Annotated in this window: 14 protein-coding genes; 3 read left to right on the top strand and 11 right to left on the bottom strand. The window is 65.3% G+C overall.

The genetic code is table 11. The features are described from left to right. Positions 1 to 43: 43 nt before the first annotated feature. The 8 genes from DKK67_RS19150 to DKK67_RS19115 form a co-directional block, all read right to left on the bottom strand. The gene (locus DKK67_RS19150; protein WP_111498124.1) at positions 44 to 1,981 is read right to left on the bottom strand and encodes a methyl-accepting chemotaxis protein; all 1,938 of its coding nucleotides are present in this window, start codon (positions 1,979 to 1,981) and stop codon (positions 44 to 46) included. Between the two features lie 138 nt (positions 1,982 to 2,119). Beyond that, positions 2,120 to 2,767, bottom strand: a complete 648-nt coding sequence (locus DKK67_RS19145; RefSeq protein ID WP_111498123.1) for a LysE family transporter — start codon at positions 2,765 to 2,767, stop codon at positions 2,120 to 2,122. Positions 2,768 to 2,941: 174 nt separating this feature from the next. Next, positions 2,942 to 3,808 carry a heme ABC transporter ATP-binding protein gene (locus DKK67_RS19140; protein ID WP_111498122.1) on the bottom strand — a complete coding sequence of 289 codons (867 nt, stop codon included), beginning with the start codon at positions 3,806 to 3,808 and terminating at the stop codon, positions 2,942 to 2,944. A gap of 1 nt (position 3,809) precedes the next feature. Next, positions 3,810 to 4,847 (bottom strand): FecCD family ABC transporter permease, encoded by a 1,038-nt coding sequence (locus DKK67_RS19135; protein ID WP_111498121.1) that lies wholly within the window; start codon positions 4,845 to 4,847, stop codon positions 3,810 to 3,812. Next, entirely contained in the window at positions 4,837 to 5,703 is an 867-nt protein-coding gene (locus DKK67_RS19130; RefSeq protein WP_228160710.1) for a heme/hemin ABC transporter substrate-binding protein, read from the bottom strand. Before DKK67_RS19130 ends, DKK67_RS19135 begins: the two co-directional genes overlap by 11 nt. After that, the gene (locus DKK67_RS19125) at positions 5,694 to 6,791 is read right to left on the bottom strand and encodes a hemin-degrading factor (protein WP_111498120.1); all 1,098 of its coding nucleotides are present in this window, start codon (positions 6,789 to 6,791) and stop codon (positions 5,694 to 5,696) included. Before DKK67_RS19125 ends, DKK67_RS19130 begins: the two co-directional genes overlap by 10 nt. Positions 6,792 to 7,019: 228 nt before the next feature. Further along, a complete protein-coding gene (locus tag DKK67_RS19120) occupies positions 7,020 to 9,239 on the bottom strand; it encodes a TonB-dependent hemoglobin/transferrin/lactoferrin family receptor (protein ID WP_162628883.1) in 2,220 nt (739 codons plus the stop codon). Between the two features lie 287 nt (positions 9,240 to 9,526). Then, positions 9,527 to 9,844: a DUF2061 domain-containing protein gene (locus DKK67_RS19115; protein WP_204355877.1), complete on the bottom strand. Its 318-nt coding sequence runs from the start codon at positions 9,842 to 9,844 to the stop codon at positions 9,527 to 9,529. Between the two features lie 284 nt (positions 9,845 to 10,128). Here DKK67_RS19115 and DKK67_RS19110 point away from each other — a divergent pair, with 284 nt between their 5' ends. Both DKK67_RS19110 and DKK67_RS19105 read left to right on the top strand, forming a co-directional pair. Then, positions 10,129 to 10,602 (top strand): Dps family protein, encoded by a 474-nt coding sequence (locus DKK67_RS19110; RefSeq protein ID WP_111498118.1) that lies wholly within the window; start codon positions 10,129 to 10,131, stop codon positions 10,600 to 10,602. A gap of 224 nt (positions 10,603 to 10,826) precedes the next feature. Further along, positions 10,827 to 12,782, top strand: coding sequence for a choice-of-anchor I family protein (locus tag DKK67_RS19105; RefSeq protein WP_228160709.1), 1,956 nt, complete (start codon positions 10,827 to 10,829; stop codon positions 12,780 to 12,782). A gap of 195 nt (positions 12,783 to 12,977) precedes the next feature. Here DKK67_RS19105 and DKK67_RS19100 read toward each other — a convergent pair whose 3' ends face one another. Together DKK67_RS19100 and DKK67_RS19095 are read right to left on the bottom strand one after the other, a co-directional pair. After that, positions 12,978 to 14,105 carry an NAD(P)/FAD-dependent oxidoreductase gene (locus DKK67_RS19100; protein ID WP_111498117.1) on the bottom strand — a complete coding sequence of 376 codons (1,128 nt, stop codon included), beginning with the start codon at positions 14,103 to 14,105 and terminating at the stop codon, positions 12,978 to 12,980. 2 nt (positions 14,106 to 14,107) lie between these two features. Beyond that, a complete protein-coding gene (locus DKK67_RS19095; protein WP_111498116.1) occupies positions 14,108 to 15,424 on the bottom strand; it encodes an SAM-dependent methyltransferase in 1,317 nt (438 codons plus the stop codon). Positions 15,425 to 15,679: 255 nt separating this feature from the next. Here DKK67_RS19095 and DKK67_RS19090 point away from each other — a divergent pair, with 255 nt between their 5' ends. Continuing rightward, positions 15,680 to 16,276 (top strand): NADPH-dependent FMN reductase, encoded by a 597-nt coding sequence (locus DKK67_RS19090; RefSeq protein WP_111498115.1) that lies wholly within the window; start codon positions 15,680 to 15,682, stop codon positions 16,274 to 16,276. A 2-nt stretch (positions 16,277 to 16,278) separates the two neighbouring features. Here DKK67_RS19090 and DKK67_RS19085 read toward each other — a convergent pair whose 3' ends face one another. Continuing rightward, positions 16,279 to 17,238, bottom strand: a complete 960-nt coding sequence (locus tag DKK67_RS19085; RefSeq protein ID WP_111498114.1) for an integron integrase — start codon at positions 17,236 to 17,238, stop codon at positions 16,279 to 16,281. Between the last annotated feature and the right edge of the window lie 132 nt (positions 17,239 to 17,370).

Genomic DNA, 17,370 nt, shown 5'->3' with positions numbered 1-17,370 from the left:
CCGGATCGGCGAGGCTGTAAGACGGGCAGGCCTTTAGCCTGCCCTAAACCCGAAACCGCCCCACGGCCTGCGCCAGCCGCTGCATGGCGCCATCCAGCTCCCGCGCCACGGCGGAGGCCTGGGCGATGGCGCTGCTGGAGCGTTCCGCCGCTTCGCTGATGTTCACGGCGTTGCGGTTCACTTCCTCGGAAACCGAACTCTGTTGCTCGGCCATGGAAGCGACTTCCGTGGTCATGTCGAACAGCTGCGACGTGGCGCCGTCGATGTTGCTCATCAGGGCATCGGATTCGGCGAAACGCTGCTGGCCGTTGCGGGTCAGCTCCGATGCCGCGCCAATCGCCCGGACGGCGTTCTGGCTGCCGTCCTGCAGCGCCTCGATGTTGCCGCGAATCTCCTCGGTGGAATCCTGGGTGCGGCTGGCCAGCCCGCGCACCTCGTCCGCCACCACTGCGAACCCGCGCCCGCTCTCACCGGCCCGGGCGGCCTCGATGGCGGCGTTCAGCGCCAGCAGATTGGTCTGCTCGGCGATGCCGGCAATCACGTCCAGCACCGTGCCGATGGCCTGGCTCTTGGTGTCCAGCGATTCAATGACCGCCGTGGTGTCGGCGACTTTCTCCAGCAGTGCGTTCAGCTCGGCGTTGACCTGACGGGTGATGTCCCGGTTGCGGGTCATGTCGCCCCTGATCGTGTCCACGTGGCTGTTGGCCTGCTGCACGCTTTCCGCCACCTGCTGGATGGAGGCGCCCATCTGCTGCATGGCGGAGGTGAGCTGCTCCAGCTCGGCCCGCTGCTGCTGCGACGACTGGTCCGCCTCGCCGGCGGCGCCGGCCAGTTCGGTGACCCGCTGACGGGTGTCGGCCACGGCGCCGTGTACCTCGCGGATGGTGTCCTGGGTGCGGCCGATGAAGCGGTTGAGCGCCCGGGCGGTGTCGGTCATCTCGTCCTTGCCGGTTTCCGGCACACGGCCGGTCAGGTCCCCGTCGCCGTCGGCGATCTCCGCGGCCGCCGTGCGCAGGGCGTTCAGGCGGCTGATCACCCGGGCACCGATCACCAGCCCGATGATCAGGATCAGGGCGACGGCGCTGATGACCAGAACCACCAGGACCGACCGAATCAGCCCGTCGGACTGATTATCGGCGGTGCGGCGCAGGCTGTCGGTGACCTGGCTGAACTCCAGGCTGACCGCCATCAGCACATCGTTCAGGGGCTCGCTGATGCTGGCCGAGGCATCGGCGATGGCGGATTGGGTGGCCTGGGTGGCGGACTGCTTGAGGGTATTGAAACGCTCGGTCAGGGCTTCGGTTTCCTGGGCGATGGCGGCGTTGCTGACCCCCAGCACCAGCTTGCCGATCTCCACGTCCTGGGAGGTGACCGGCAGCTCGATCACCCGGGTCTGTGCGTCGTCCGGGGCCGCGTCCAGCACACTGCGCACGGAGCTGCGGATGGGGCTGGCGTCGATCAGCCGCTTCACGTCCGGGTTGGTGCGATCCACATAGCGGGTCAGCGGGTTGCCGTCCCGGTCCAGGTAGATGGCGAAGATCACATTGGGATTCTCGTGGGCCATTTCCACGAAGCGGGTGAGGGTGGGCACGTCGTTGTCCCAGACGTAGGGCGCGGCGATCTGGGCCAGGATCTGGCCCACCGTGCGGCTGGACTCGACCAGCGTCTCCTCAAAGCGATCGATCACCCGTTGTTGCTCGGATTCGAGCGAGGTGGTCAGGCTGTTCTCCAGCTCGGTCTGGACGTTGCCGGTGAGGTTGTTGACCACCTCATCCAGCCGGGCCTGGTCCTGTTCCAGCGTGGTGCCCAGTTGCGCACCGGCGCTCTCCAGTTCCGTGGCGATCGCGTTTTCCAGTTCGCCCACGTTGTGGCTGGTGATCAGGACCACCAGCGCCACCTGGGCGGCGGCCGCGACCAGCAACGCCAGAAACAGCGGACGCGCCAGCCGACTGCTGAGCGCGTTCTTGATAAAACCGAGCATAGCGAACCCCTACTGCCACAGCGCGCCCCGAGCAGGCGCCATCACACAAATGGTCCCGGAACCGCCTTCTTGTGGCCGCTGCCGGCGTCGAATCCGGCGAAAAGCGGCAGGTTTTATCCCGGGGTCTGGTTTGTGGCGTTATGGAGCAGTTTCTGTGCCAGTCGCGGCTGACAAGGCCAGCCGTCCGGCCAGTGCCAGCAACAGCCCGCCCATGATCCGGTCGAGCCAGTGGCCGAAGCGGCCGAATGCCCGACGCACCCGGGGCAGGGTGAAGAACAGGGCGACAATGCTGAACCAGAGCCCCGTGGCCAACGCCATGTAGACACCATAGAACACCTGCACGCCGGTGGGGGTATCCGGGCTGATCATCAGCGAGAACACGGAGACGAAGAACAGCGTCGCCTTGGGATTGAGGGCGTTGGTCAAAAAGCCCAGGCGGAAAGCCTTGGCGCCCGACTGCCGGGACGCGCTGCCATTCCCCACCTGGATGCTGCCCGGTTTGGAGCGCAGGCACTGCAGCGCGATCCAGGTGAGGTAGAGGGCGCCGACCACTTTGAGGATATTGAACAGGAAGATCGACTGCTGGATCAGCAGGCCAATGCCCAGCAGAGAGTAGGTCACATGCACCAGAATGCCCAGCCCGACGCCAACCGCCGTCAGCAGCGCGTTGCGCCGGCTCTGAGACAGGGCCTGGCGCAGCACCACCGCGAAGTCGGGACCCGGGCTGGCCACGGCCAGCAGGTGGATCAGGGCAATGGTCAGGAATTCGGGCAGAAACTGGAGCATGGGGGCCTCGTGGAACCGGTGAATAGGCCAGCATTCACCAAACGCCGGGAAGCGTCAACGCCCTGAAGTGCTCTTCGCGGCGCGGTGGGTGCGGTTCCCGCCATGCCCGGCCGGCTGGGCATGGCGGGAGCGCTCCATAAGAGTGCGCGTGAGCCGGGCGCCCGCTTGCCGGGCTCAGCGTGGGAGCGAAGCGGCGGGTCGTATCGGGGCCGGTGAGGGTTCGCTGGCACCGGTCGCCGGCTCCGTGAGCGGAATCACCATCGGGTAGCCTTCCGCCAACCGCTCCACGCGGGCGGAGAGGCCGTACACGTCATACAGGTTGGCGCTGGTCAGGACCGATTCCGGCGTCCCCTCGGCGAACAGCCGGCCGTTCTTCATCAGCACCAGGCGGTCGGCAAACTGGGCGGCCAGGTTGAGGTCGTGGACCGCGACCAGCAGCCCGGCACCCGCATTGGCCATGCCCCGCAGGCGCTGGAACACCAGCTGCTGGTGCGCCGGATCCAGTGCCGAGGAGCACTCGTCGAGCAGCAGCAGGCGCGGCCGGGGCTGATCCCAGACCTGGGCCATCACCCGCGCCAGTTGCGTCCGCTGCTGTTCGCCGCCGGACAGGGTGGGCACCAGGCGTGTGCGCAGGTGGGCGATGTCCAGCCAGTCGAGCAACTCGGCCATCACTGCCGAGCGGCGCGCCTGGGGTTCGCGCGGGCGTCCCAGGGCGACGACTTCTTCCACCGTCATGGGGAACTGGAGATCGACCTTCTGCGGCATCACCGCCCGATGGCGCGCCAGTTCCTTGCGGTGCCAGCGGCCCAGGGGCCGATCACCGAAACCGACCTGACCGGCGGCGCTGGCGGACAGCTCCCCCGCCAGGGTACGGATCAGCGTGGACTTGCCGGCCCCGTTGGGTCCCAGCAGGGCGACCATCTCGCCCGCCGCCACCTGCAGCGAGATGTCGTCGAGAATGGGGTGGCCACCCAGCGCGACGGAGACGCCGCTCAGTTGCAGCAGGGCCGGCGTCGGGGCGGAGGGTGTGATGTCGGACATATCAGGCAAACCGGTTACGCATCAGCATGGTCAGGAAAAACGGTCCGCCGAGTAAGGCCATCATCAGGCCGATCGGCAGTTCGGACGGCGCGACGATCACCCGCGCCAGGCAGTCGGCCAGCACCAGCAGGGCCGCGCCACCCAGGGCGCAGGCCGGCAGCAGCAGGCGGTGGCCGGCGCCGAACAGCTGGCGCAGCAGGTGCGGCACCACCAGACCCACGAAACCGATCAGGCCGGTAACGGCAACCGCGGAGCCGACCCCCAGGGCGGCGAGCAGGATGGCGCCGCGCTTGACCCAGTCGGTGGAGTAGCCCAGATGACCGGCCACCGGTTCGCCCATCAGGAAGGCATCCAGCGGGCGCGCCAGGGCGGGCGCGATCAGCAGCGTGGCGATCATCCAGGGGCCGGCCATCCACAGGTCTTCCCAGCGCGCGTGGGCCAGGCTGCCCATGGTCCAGAAGGTGAGCGAGCGCAGCTCGCTGTCGTCGGCGTAGAAGGTCAGAACCCCGGTGCCGGCGCCGGCGATGGCGTTGATGGCGATGCCGGCGAGCAGCAGCAGGGATACGCTGGTCTGTCCCTGGCGGCGGGCAATGCGCCAGGCCAGTAGCGTGGTGACGGTGCCGCCGATAAAGGCCGCCAGCGGCAGGGCCCAGCGCCCGGCGAATGCGATCCAGCCGGCGAGGCTGGAGCCTCCCAGCACGATCACCGCAACCGCACCGAAAGCGGCGCCGCTGGAGACCCCGATCAGGCCCGGGTCGGCCAGCGGATTGCGGAACAGGCCCTGCAACAGGGCGCCGGAGACCGCCAGCACGGCCCCGGTGAGCAGCCCCAGCAGCAGACGCGGCAGGCGGATGTCCCAGAGCACCAGGTGCGCTGTCTGATCGCCGGGCATGGCGCCGACGGCGAGCCTGGTCAGGTCATCGAGGCTGATCGGGTAGGCCCCGCTGGACAGCGCCAGGACCGCCGCGACCAGCAGCACCAGCACCAGCCCCGAATAGTTCAGGGCTGGCGGCAGCCGGCGTATGCCGTCACTGGGCATGGGCGGTGGTCGCCGGGCTGGCGTCGGCGTCCGGAATCACGTTGGCGACGGTCTGCATGGCTTCCGCCAGGCGCGGACCGAAACCCAGCAACAGCATGGCGCTGGCGGCAACGTGATGGCCGTTCTGCCAGGCGGGCAGCTGCGTCAGCCCCGGCCACTGGTCGGCGCGGAACTCGCCCGGGCGCGCCTCGGCGATGACGATGGCGTCCGGTCTGGACACCAGCAGCGCCTCGCGGCTGGCGGGCTTGTAGCCGTTCACGTCGGGCAGGGCGTTGGCCAGCCCCAGCGTCTTGAGCAGGGCATCGGCGGCGGTGTCGCGACCGGCCAGCATGACGCCGTGGTCACCGGCGGCCAGCAGCACCAGTACCCGCGCGTCGGCCTTGCCGGCCATGGTCGCCTGCACCGCTTCGATCTGCTCGCGCATCCGGCCGGTCAGCGTCTGCGCCTCGGATGCGTGGCCCACCAGCTCGCCGACCCGCTCGATTCGCGCCAGGGTGGCGGGCACGTCCCGCGCTACTGGCAACTGCACCACGTCCACGCCGGCGGCGGCGATGCGCTCGATGGTCTGGGCCGGCCCGGCTTCCTCGGTGGTGATCAGCCGGGACGGCTTGAGCGACAGCACGCCTTCCAGGGGCAGGGCGCGCAGGTAGCCGATCTTCGGCAGCGGGCCCACGACCTGCGGCGGATAGTGGCTGGTGGTGTCCACGCCCACCAGCAGGTCGGTTGCGTCCAGGGCGACGATGGTTTCGGTGATCGCGCCGTCGGCGCTGACCACCCGGGGCCCGGCCGCGACCGCCGGTGCGGTCAGGGCGAGGCACAGGCCCAGGGCTCCGGCGAGGGATCGCATCAGGGGCATAGCCGATTCTCCAGGGTCTGCATTTCCAGTCGCCAGGCCTCGTCTTCGGGCTGGCCGGGCTTGCGCGCGCCGAACAGCGTCAGTACCAGGGTGCCGCTGGCGTCGTAGCCTTCCAGCGAGGTGACGATGCCGTCGCTGGTGGGACGGCGCACCCGCCACCACTGCTCGATGGTGCTGACGTTGGCGTGCAGGTTGAATGCCGGATCGAGGATGTTGATCCACGGGCCGGTGGGCAGGATGCGTGACACCGGGCCGGTGTGGATCTGCACGATGCCGGGATTGCCGACGAACACCATGATCGGGCAGCCGCTGGCGCTGACCTGTTGCAGCAGTACGTTGAGCGCGCTGTCTTCCGGGCCCTTGTCAGTGCCGTCGTCCAGGCGCCGGGCGGCATCGGTGCCGACCAGCTCCAGGGCGGTCAGGCGATCCACGTCGTGGCGCTTGAGCAGGGCGTTGAAGTGATGCACGTCCTTGAGCTCGGCCCATTCCCGGCGCAGGGCGTCGGCGTCGAGGGTGGCCGGGTTGGTCCGTTGCAGCGGCGCGCGCGGCGCTTCGATGGCCGGAGTCTGGCCGGCGTCGTCCAGGAAACGGTCCAGCAAGGTCTGCCAGGCGTCGCGGTCAGTGTTGTCGGTGCGGTAGATCTTCTGCAGGGCCTGGCCGTGCCTGTCGAAGAACTGCAGGCTTTCCCGCTCGCCGGAGCGCACCTGTTCCCAGACCCGGAAGCCATAGGCCCACTGGCGGAAGAACACGCGCACGTCGATCTGTCCCACCGCCAGGCCCATGGCGCCCGAGCCGGCGGTGTGGAAATCCTTGAAGGTGCCGGTGACTTCGTGCACCACCGACTCGTTGCGGGCCAGGATCATGACCTCGCCAACCGCGTCCATGGACTCCATCAGCGCGGGGAAGTCCGCCTTGAGCGGCTGCACCGTCTCCGGCTCCCGGCACAGCAGCAGGGCCAGTTCGCTGACTTGCAGTTCCTGTGCCGCCTGGCGGATGCGCAGCCCCGGGTTGTCGGCGCGCAGGGCCGCCCAGCGCTGTGCCAGCTCGGCACTGGCGGAGGGGTGCGGCGTGTGTGTGTTTGTCTGCATGGGATAACTCCGTTTTCGTCAGTCGGTCAGCGGCCGGTTTGGTGTGGCGACCGGGACCAACGCTGCGATCCTGCCTGTCGCAGGTTTGCCGGGCGGGATCGCGTCAAAGGCATTCGCGAAGCGCGTGGGCGGGCTCCTCGAAGACTCAATTAAAATTGATTATCATTTGCGTTTCAGGTCAGGTCAACCGGACGGCATGCCCCGGCCCGATCCGCGGGCGTTGAGCCGTCAGAACACATACTCCGCGCTGACGCCGAAGTTGCGTCCCGGCTCCGACAGGCGATTGGCCGTAGCGGTGCTGGAGGCAATGCCGCGCACGTCGTCCCAGACCCAGTACTTCTTGTCGGTCAGGTTGAACACGCCACCGCGGAGGGTCAGGCCGTCGAGCGGCGTGACGTGGGCGGTCAGGTCGTACAGCTGGTAGGCGGACGGTGCAAACTGGCCGTCGCCGGCGTCGTAGTCGCTGACGTGATTGACGAAGGTGCCGGCCACCTCGGCGCCCCAGACGTTGTCGGGATCCTCGAAGCCCAGCGCCAGCACGGCCTGGATAGGCGGAATGGATTCCAGGGCGGTGCCGTCCTCCAGGTTCTTGCCTTCGATGTAGGCTGCCGCCGTGCGGGAGTACCAGCCATCCGCCAGGCCGACGGCGTCGTTCAGGTCCAGCGTGCCCTTGAACTCGACGCCGCGGATGATGGCGCGGTCGACGTTCTCGGTGGTGTATTCGCCGTACGGGTAGTTGGCCGGGTCGACGCTGACGGAGACGGAACTCTGGATGAAGTCGTCGTAGTCGGTGTAGAAGCCGGTCAGCTCGGCGTTGCCGTAGCGGCCCTGGGCACGCAGGCCGAGTTCGACGAACTTGCTGTGTTCGTCGTCCAGGTCCGGGTTGGCGACGAAGCGGTAGCCGCGGCCACCGTCGTAGTCGTAGTAGAGCTCGTCGTAGGAGGGCGCGCGGAAGCCCAGGCCGGTCTTGCCGAACAGCTGCAGGTTGGGCGTGAAGTCCCAGGTGCCGCCGATCTGGCCGGTGACTGCCTCGCCGCTGGCGCCGTCATAGTCCAGCGATGTCAGGCCGTCGCTGTCCAGGTCATAGTCGTAGCTGTCGAAGCGTACCGCCGGTGTCAGGGAGCCGCGGTTGTCCGCTAGGCTCAGGCGATCCTGCAGGTAGAGGCCGATGCGGGTGGCTTTACCTTTCGGCGAGAAGCGGCTTTCGGACACAGTGTCGCTGTCCTGGTTGATGTCCTTCTGCAGGCTGTCGTAATCGTCCTGCTTGAGCGTCAGGCCGTAGGCGATCTGCTGCGGCACACCGAAGGTGAGGTCTTTGCTGAAGTCTGTCTTGAGCTGGTAGGTGGTCTGGGTGTAATCGCGATCCACCAGCCGGTTATAGCCGGAGTAGACCATCTCGCTGCGGTTGACGGTCTCGGTGTCCTGCCAGTCCAGCTGCCAGTGCAGGTTGTCGAACAGGACGGTGTCCAGTTCGGCCTCCTGGTACAGGCCCAGGCGGTAGCGGGTGAGGGAGTCGTCGGTGGTGTAATCGTCGTAGGTCACGAAGCCGCTGGCGCTTTCCTCCGAGTAGAGGCGCAGCTCGGAGGTGGCCTTGTACTTTTCGGCCACCACCCCGATGCGGCCGCTGTCGGTCCGCTTCTGCAGCTTCATCAGGACGTTGTAGTTATCCACGTCGCCCGGGTTGGGTTCGGTGCGCTCGTCGCCGATGGTGGTGTCCCCCTCGCCGTCGCCGAAGTAGTTCTCCGTGTTGTCGGCGTTGCGGTTGGTGACGATCAGCATGGCTTCGTAATCGCCGCGCCGGCCGGCAACGGTGGCGGTCTCGAAGAAGCCGTTGTTGTCGCTGCGGTAACCGCCTTTGACGCTGGCGTAGGCGTCGTCGCCTTCCCCTTCCAGGAAGTTCTCGGGCGAGGCCAGCTGCATCGAAACGGTGCTGAATCCGGCGCCGCTCTGGGCGTTGCCGCCCTTGATGACAGACACCCCGGCGAGGGACTCGATGTCGGTACTGAGTCGGCCGCTGTTCAGGTAGCTGGACGTCGGGCCATAGGCCTCGGCGGCTTCCAGGCCGTCGAACTGGATCGATATGCGGTTTTCATCGAGACCGCGCACGTTGAAGCCGGACAGGCCGAAGCGGCCGTTATCCGTGGTCAGCACGCTCGGGTCGTAGCGGAAGATGTCATCCACCGAATAGGACACGGTGTCGTCCAGGTCCTCGGCGCTGACGTCGGAGACCGAACCTTCCTCCCGTGCGGTCTTCTCGGTGGCGCTGCGGGCGCCGTCGGCGGTGACCTGGATCTGGGGCAGCTCGATGGTCGAGGTGTCGCCATCGTCGGTGTCGGAGCCGTTGGTGGCGGCGTAGATCATCGGGCTGGAGCCCATCAGGGTGGTGAACGCCAGGGGAATGAGGGTCTGGCTGGACAGGGAGAAATCAAACGGCTTACTTCGCTTCATAGGTCGTATCGCCATGCGGTTTAGTAAATACAAACAATAATGATTCGCATTAATGACGGGTATGTCAATAAAGAGGGCAGGCGGGCGGACTGAGTGAGTTGCTCAAAGTCATGTCGTTGTTAGCCCCAGGTGGCGGGATAACACACCACCGGGCCTCTGGCAGGGCGGCTTTCCGGGACGAAGCGGGCTGGCTGGAAGGTGTTTGTAAAAAACGTGTAAAAAAGCCCCGCGGGGCGGGGCAGAAGGGGGAAAGCTTTCAGGGAAAGCCTTCAGAAAAACTCGACGGGTTACGCCGCGGTGATGCTCGACATCTGGGTCATCGGACAACCCCGGCAGAGATCACCCGGCCGGTCGTTGCGGCCGCTGTCAGCGCCATGGTTCCTCTGGGAGCGACGGTTCCACAGCTTCTCGTGGAAGAAGTAGGCCACCGTGTTGATGGCTGGCTCAACCATGGCAATCAGGCTGCCGATGATGATGTCGCCCGTCAGCACGTAGGCCACGGTGAAAGCGACGGTAAAGTGAGTACAGGCAAAGGTGATCGTCTTGGTCAGGGAGTGATCACCCTCCGCGCCGTGGTTATGGAAAAACAGCTTAAGTACACCCATGATCATCTCCGCTGGCTGACGTTGTACCGTTCCATTAAAACGCGACTGAGATCGATTATTAAGTAAATTGTATTTTTGTTTTCAATAGATACCGGCTATTACTGATGTGAGCCGTCGGATGAGCCGTTAAAATGAAAAATCAGTCACCTGCGTTGAAAACGGCATAGCGCGCCCCTATGAATTGAATATGGTCAATAAACTTTCTAAGGAAAGCTCGCGTAGGTAAGTTAGAGAAAAAACGATCAGAGTTTAAAACGACTCGAAACTGACTGAGGGAGAACCCAATGAGCACGAACCTGATTGGATTGGATACCGGAAAAACCGAGCAACTGGCCAAGGATCTGAACGACCTGCTGGCCAACTACCAGATCTTCTACATGAACGTTCGCGGCTACCACTGGAACATCAAGGGCGACAACTTCTTCGAGCTGCACGCCAAGTTCGAGGAGCTGTACGACGACCTGCTGCAGAAAGTGGACGAAGTCGCCGAGCGTATTCTGACCCTGGGCCATCGCCCCGCGCACGCTTACAGCGCCTACATCGATCGCTCCGGGGTGAACGAGAGCCAGAACGTCAGCGACGGCAAAACCGCCGTTGGCCAGATCGTGGAAAGCTTCGCCAAACTGATCGGCAAGCAGCGTGAAATCCTCGCCACGGCCGGCGATGCCGAGGACGAAGGCACCGTTTCGCTGATGAGCGACTACATCTCCCAGCAGGAGAAAACGGTCTGGATGTACCGCAGCTACCTGGGCGAATAACCCGCCCGGATTGCCCTGTCCGCAAAGCCCCGCCCAGCGCGGGGCTTTTTTGTGTCATCGAGACGTCATCGCCCTGTCTTTTAATCGTCATCCACGTGTCACCTGTCGCCCTTAGCGTCGTACCGGCGCTTCATGACCATAAAACCAGACAATGGGCGAATGAGATGACGAATGACTCCCTTTCTAATGACTCCCTTTCCAAAGGCTCCCTGTTTAAAGGCCCCTTGTTAAAAGACCCGCTGTTTAAAGAGTCCCTGTTCAAAAAGACGGCGCTGACCAGCCTCATCCTGGCCGCGACCCTGGGCCTGACGGCCTGTAACGACGACGATGACGACGACAGCGCCGATCCCGAGACCCGGATCAGCATCGCGCTGGAACAGACCGGCCGCTACACCGACGACGGCAACGGCTTCGACGAAGGCTCCGCCGAGATCGTCGCCTACGACAAGGATTCCACCACGCTGTTCGTGATCAACGCGGAAGCCAACCGTGTGGACGTGCTCAACGTCCAGGATCCCACCAACCCCGAGAAAACCGGTGAGATCGACGCCCTCGACCAATGGGCCAGCGCGGGCGGCATCAACAGCATCGCCTACGCCAACGGCCTGATCGCCATCGCCGTCGAGAACGACACCGCCACCGACGTCGGCCGGGTGCAGATCTACAACGCCTCGGACCTGAACTTCCGCGGTCAGACCGATGTCGGCAGCCTGCCCGACATGGTCACCTTCAGCCACGACGGCACCCAGGTGTTGCTGGCCAACGAGGGCGAGCCCAGCGACGACTACAGCATCGACCCGGAAGGCTCGGTCAGCATCGTCGACGTGACCGACCCGGACAACCCGGTGGCCCAGACCGTTGGCTTCAGCGACTTCAATGCGGGCGGCAGCCGTGCTGCGGAACTGCCGGACGGTGTGCGCGTGTTCGGTAACTATGGTCGCACTCCGCTGACCCTCGCCGCCGACCCGGACCCCGATGCCGATCCCGCCACGCTGGAGGTCAACCAAGACATCTCCGGCGTCAGCGTCAACGACTGGCTCACCCTGGCCTCGGAAGAGGGCGACCCGCTGCCGTATCAGGTGGCCGCGGTGGACAGCGCCAACGGCATCCTGACCCTGACGACCGATTTCGACGGCGATTCCGAGATTGCCGACACGCTCGCCGAAGCGGGCGCCGCCGGCCTGGCCGTCTATCTCCACGACGGTGCATCATCCGTGGCCCAGGACCTGGAGCCGGAGTACATCGCCGTTTCCCCGGACGGCACCCAGGCCTGGGTCACCCTGCAGGAAAACAACGCCGTGGCGATCATCAACATCGACAGCGCCTCCGTTGAGACGATCGTGGCCCTGGGCACCAAGGACTTCAACGAGGACGGCAACGGCCTGGACCCGTCCGACAAGGACGACGGCGCGAACATCGCCAACTGGCCGGTGCGGGGGATGTACATGCCGGACACCATCGCGTCCATCGAGATCGGTGGCGAGGCCTATTACTTCACCGCCAACGAGGGCGACAGCCGCGAATACGACGGCTTCGTGGAGGAACTGCGCTTCGAGGACGCGCCGCGCGAGGGCGACCTGAGCGACACTGCGTTCGGCGACGAGACCCAACTGGGCCGTCTGGCCACCAGCCTGACTTCCGACACCGACGGCAACGGCGTGCTCGATACCCCGGAAATCTACGGCGCCCGCAGCTTCTCCATCTGGAACGCCGAAGGCGGCCTGGTGGCGGACAGCGGCAGCGACTTCGAGACCATCACCTTCGAGCAGTTGGGTGAGGACTTCAACAGCGACAACACCGAGAACGGCAGTGGCGACAGCCGCAGCGACGCCAAGGGGCCGGAGCCAGAGGCCATCGCCGTCGGTGCGATTGAAGACAAAACCTACGCCTTTATCGGCCTGGAGCGCGTGGGCGGCATCATGGTGTACGACGTCTCCGACCCGCAGGCGCCGGCGTTCGTGGAATACGTCACCAACCGCGACTTCGGCTTCGACATCGAAACCCGCATCGACGACGGCGGCGAACCGGCCTACCTGGCCGGTGACCTGGGTCCGGAAAGCATCGTCTTCATCAGCGCCAGCGACAGCCCCAGCGGCGAGCCGATGCTGGCGGTGGGCAACGAGATCAGCGGCACCACGACCTTGTACACCGTCAAGGTGACCGAAGAAGCCGTGGAATAGGACGGCGGGGCTCAACGCCAGGTCCGAATGAAAAAGAGGCCCGGTTGGGCCTCTTTTTTGTTGGGCGGATGGGGTGTCCAGAGTTCAGGCGTGGGGCCGTCAGGACCCAGGGGCCTGGCGGCCCCTCCGAAGCTTCAGCTTCCGAGCAGGCCGCAGGCCTGCCCCGTCATCCCCAGGGCACGATCCCACCGCCCCTCAAACCGCCACCTTCAACGCCGGCACATCCTGGTGCAGGAACCACTTCTCGGTTACCACCTTGCGGGTGAACCAGTGGGAGCGCATCAGGCCGCTGGCGACGGTGGATTTGACCCAGCCCGGCAGCTGCCAGCCGTCGTTCTCGGACAGGGCGCGGCGGCCGAAACGGTCGGCGATGGCGTCGCCGTAGCGCTGCAGGCTCTGGGCGTGCATGTCCGGCGCGCGGCGGATGGTTTCGGCGGCCAGCAGCGCGGATTCGATGGCCGGGCGGATGCCTTCGCCGCTTTGCGTGTAGGCCAGTCCGGCGGCATCGCCGATCAGCAGGATGCCGTCGTCCACCAGCGGCCGCTCGGCGTGGGCGTAGAGCAGGTAGGCGTGGCCCTTGAAGCGGCCGGGCAGATCCTCGGGGATGCGCCCCTGGTCCTTCATGTCCTGCACGAAGGCTTCCAGGTGGTCGGTGAGCTTGTGGTTGTCCTCCCGGCCCAGACCGATGTTCAGGTAGTTGTCCTTGCGGAACACCCAGGCGTAGCCCTTGAGGTCCCGGCAGAACCAGAGTTCCGGCTGGTCGCCCCGGGCGCGGCAGGTCTGCGCCTGGGCGTCGGTCATCTCGAATTCCACTTCCTTGGCGGCGACCACGGTTTCGTGCCCGCCGGGGCCGTCGCCGAGCTGGCGCGCCACCGGGCAGAAGTGTCCGCCGGCGCCCACCACCAGCGGGGCCCGGTAGGTGTCGTTGATGATCCAGTTGCCCTCGTCGCGCACGATGGACTTCACGGGCGTCTTCAGCGCCTTGTCGGCGGTCACGCGGTCCAGCAGGTAGGTGTCGAACTCGCAGCGGCGGATGCCATAGCTCACCGGCTCGTCACCGTGGTCGTTGTCCACCGCCGGCTGGCCCATCATGCCGATGCGGAAACGGTTGATCGGTTGCAGGGTGTTGGCCTGGCGGTAGTCGTCCAGGTCGATGCCCAGGCTTTCCACCACGGCAGGCGTCACCCAGCCGGCGCAGGTCTTGTCCCGGGGGAAGTCGGCCTTGTCCATCAGCAGGATGCGCTTGCCGCTGTTGCGCAGGGCCCAGGCCAGGGTGGAGCCGGCCGGGCCGCCGCCGACGATGATCAGGTCGTAGTGTTCCATGGTCAGACGGACTCCGGTGCAGCCGAGGATGCGTAGAGGTGCTTGCGGTTACGCGGCACGCTGTTGTTGTCCGCGTGGCTGAATACCACCTGGAACAGCTGCAATGAGCTGGTGCGGAACGCCGAGATCGAACCGGCCAGATACAGCCGCCAGGCACGGGTGAAGTTCTCGTCGTACATGTCGGTCACCTCGTCGACGTGGGCCTCGAAGCGGTCCTTCCAGTGTTCCAGGGTCTGGGCGTAGTGCAGGCGCAGGTTCTCCACATCCAGCACCGAGAAATTGCCCCGCTCGCAGATGCCGACGAACTCGCCGATGCTGGGCGGGTAGGCGCCGGGAAAGATGCGTTTCTCGATCCAGGCGTTCATCTTGCGTGGCGAGTTGCGGCCGATGCTGTGCAGCAGGGCCAGGCCATCGGGTTTCAGGGAGCGTTTGATCACCGTGGCCATGTCGTCGTAGTGGCTGGTGCCCACATGTTCCAGCATGCCCACCGAGACGAAGGCGTCGTACTGGCCGCTGATGTTGCGGTAGTCGTCCTCCACGTAGTCGATCTGCTGGTCCAGGCCCTGGCGTTTTGCTTCCTCGCGGGCGAACGCCAGCTGTTCCTTCGAGATGTTGTAGGCGTGCACGTTCACGCCATAGTTCCGCGCCATGTAGCGGGCCAGCCCGCCCCAGCCGCAACCGGCTTCCACCACGGTCATGCCCGGCTTGAGCTGGAGCTTGCGGCAGACGTGTTCCAGCTTGGCCAGTTGCGCCTGTTCGAGCGTGTTGTCGGCGCTCTCGAAATAGGCGCAGGTGTACTGCATCTCTGCCGTATCCAGCCACAGGCGGTAGAAGTCGTTGCCCAGGTCGTAATGGTGGTGGATGTTCTGGCGCGCATCGCCCATATCGGTGGAACGGGGCGCGTGGTTGGCCCAGAGCTTCTCCAGCCAGGCGGGCCAGCTGGACTCGGCCTGGCGGGTGGCCTGGTAGAGCGTGTCCAGCAGCTCGGTCAGGTCGCCGGAGACGGTCAGCCGGCCGGCGCTGTAGAGATCGCCGAACGACAGGTTGGGGTTGGAAACGAGATGATAGAGTGCCTTGGGGTCGGTCAGGCCCAGGGTAAAGCGTGGCGAGGTGTTGTCGAGCCGCACCTGCGACCCGTCCCAGAGTTCGCACTGGATCGGTGGGCTGCCGGCGAACTCAAGCAGCTTCTGCAACAGTTTGCGCTCCCAGAAGTAGGATGCGCGACGGGTCTGGTAGGCTTCCAGCGGGATGGACAGGGCGTTCTCCTGTCGCGGCTCGCTGGCCGACTCGTGGCCGGTCTGGGTGTTCTGATACGCCATGGTGGTCTCCCTGAAAGTTCGAATCCCCTGATGGGGCCCCCGATCAATTCGCCATGCTGTCTCAAACGCACTCTGTCATTTATTTGTTCTTCTATCCCCCCTAGTATAGAAAATCGCCACTTACTGTCACCTTAATGGATCACGTGTAAGGCCCTATGGGGCCTATAGAATCGTCAAATATCGATTTGCTTGCTATTCACCCTATACCGTTTAGCTTGGTAACGAAATCCATCACCGGACCAGGAGACACGAACCATGGCCCAACCCGTCAAGCTGTTGTTCATGGCTGGCAGCACCCGCACCGGATCTTTCAACGCGCAACTGGCCGAAGCCGCCGCCCGCACGGCGGAGACGCGCGACGGCGTCAGCGTCACCCGCATCAACCTCGCCCACTACGAGATGCCCATCTATAACGGCGATCTGGAAGCGGAAAAAGGGCTGCCCCAGGCGGCGCGTGACCTGAAGCAAGTGTTCCGCGACCACCACGGCTTCTGCATCGCCGCGCCGGAATACAACAGCACCCTCACGCCGCTGCTGGTCAACACCCTGCACTGGATCAGTCGCCCGGAATCCAGCGACGAGCCCGGTCTGGCGGCCTTCAAGGGCAAGGTGGCGGGGCTGCTGTCCGCGTCCCCCGGCGGTTTTGGCGGCATGCGTGGCCTCGTGCCCCTGCGCATGATGCTGGGCAACATCGGCGTGCAGGTGATTCCCACGCAAATGGCCGTGCCCCAGGCCAACCAGGTATTCGACGGCAACGGCGAGTTCAAGGGCGACAACTGGCAACCGATGCTGGATGGCGTGATCGACGAGCTGGTGGCCACGGCGGGCGCGGTGGGCCAGGCGGGCCGCTGATTTCAGCCCAGCGGGCTGTTCACCCCCGCAAAGCCTTCGCCCAGCACATGGGTATAGATCTGGGTGGTGCGCACGTTCGCATGGCCCAGCAGCGACTGGACCGTCCGGATATCGCTGCCGCGCCGTAGCAGCTCCGTCGCGAACGTGTGGCGCAGCGTGTGGCAGCCGGTCGGCTTGTGAATCCCCGCGTCTGCAGCCGCGTTGCGGACCGCTTTCTGCACGCTGGAGACATGGATGTGGTGACGCACGGCGCGCCCGGTATCGTCCGCGCACAACCCTTGGGACGGAAACAGCCACTGCCATTCGAGCGACGTGTCCGCGCCCGGGTATTTGCGGCGCAGGGCAAAGGGCAGGGTGACGGGTGCGGTTATGTGCCGGTCCCGCCCGCGCCAGGAAAAGGCGATGCGCTCGATGTGGGCGGCCAGTCGGCTTGCCAGCGCCTCGGGCAACAGGGTCGTGCGGTCTTTCCCGCCCTTGCCATCGCGAACCGTAATGACCCGCCGGGCCTGGTCGATATCCTTCACGCGCAGGCGGGCGGCTTCGGTCACCCTCAGGCCGGCGCCGTACATCAAAGACGCCATCACGTCATACGGCGATGACAACTGCTGAATCAGCCGCATGGCCTCATCGTGGGTGAGCACCGTGGGGAGTCTGGGCGGCCGTTTCGAGCGGGTGGCGTCACCGATATCCCCCAGTGGCGCCTCCAGCACCTTGCTGTAAAGGAAAACGAGGGCGTTCAACGCCTGATCCTGCGTCGCCGCCGCGACATTCCGCTCCACCGCCAGCCAGGTCAGAAAGTCCCTGACATCGGGCGCGCCCAATTGGCGAGGATGGGTCAGGTTCTGGAAGCGGATGAAATAGCGAATCCAGTACCAGTAGGATTTCTCCGTCCGAATACTGTACCGGCCCAACCGCATCACCCGGCGGACCTGCTCCCTGAGGCGGGGTTCCCGTTGCGCCATTCGCTGACCTCCTGTCTGCGAAGCTGTATTTTTATACAGTTATATTGGAATGACAGAATGAAGAAGTCAAACGAAGACATGGCGCCAACGGCGACGAGACGCTAAGGTGTTGTTTAAATGGAATTAACGACC

It is taken from the genome of Marinobacter bohaiensis, assembly GCF_003258515.1.
GTDB classification, from domain to species: Bacteria; Pseudomonadota; Gammaproteobacteria; order Pseudomonadales; family Oleiphilaceae; genus Marinobacter_A; species Marinobacter_A bohaiensis.
The sequence above is the reverse complement of the archived record's forward strand: the minus strand, read 5'-3'. Positions and strand labels throughout refer to the sequence as shown.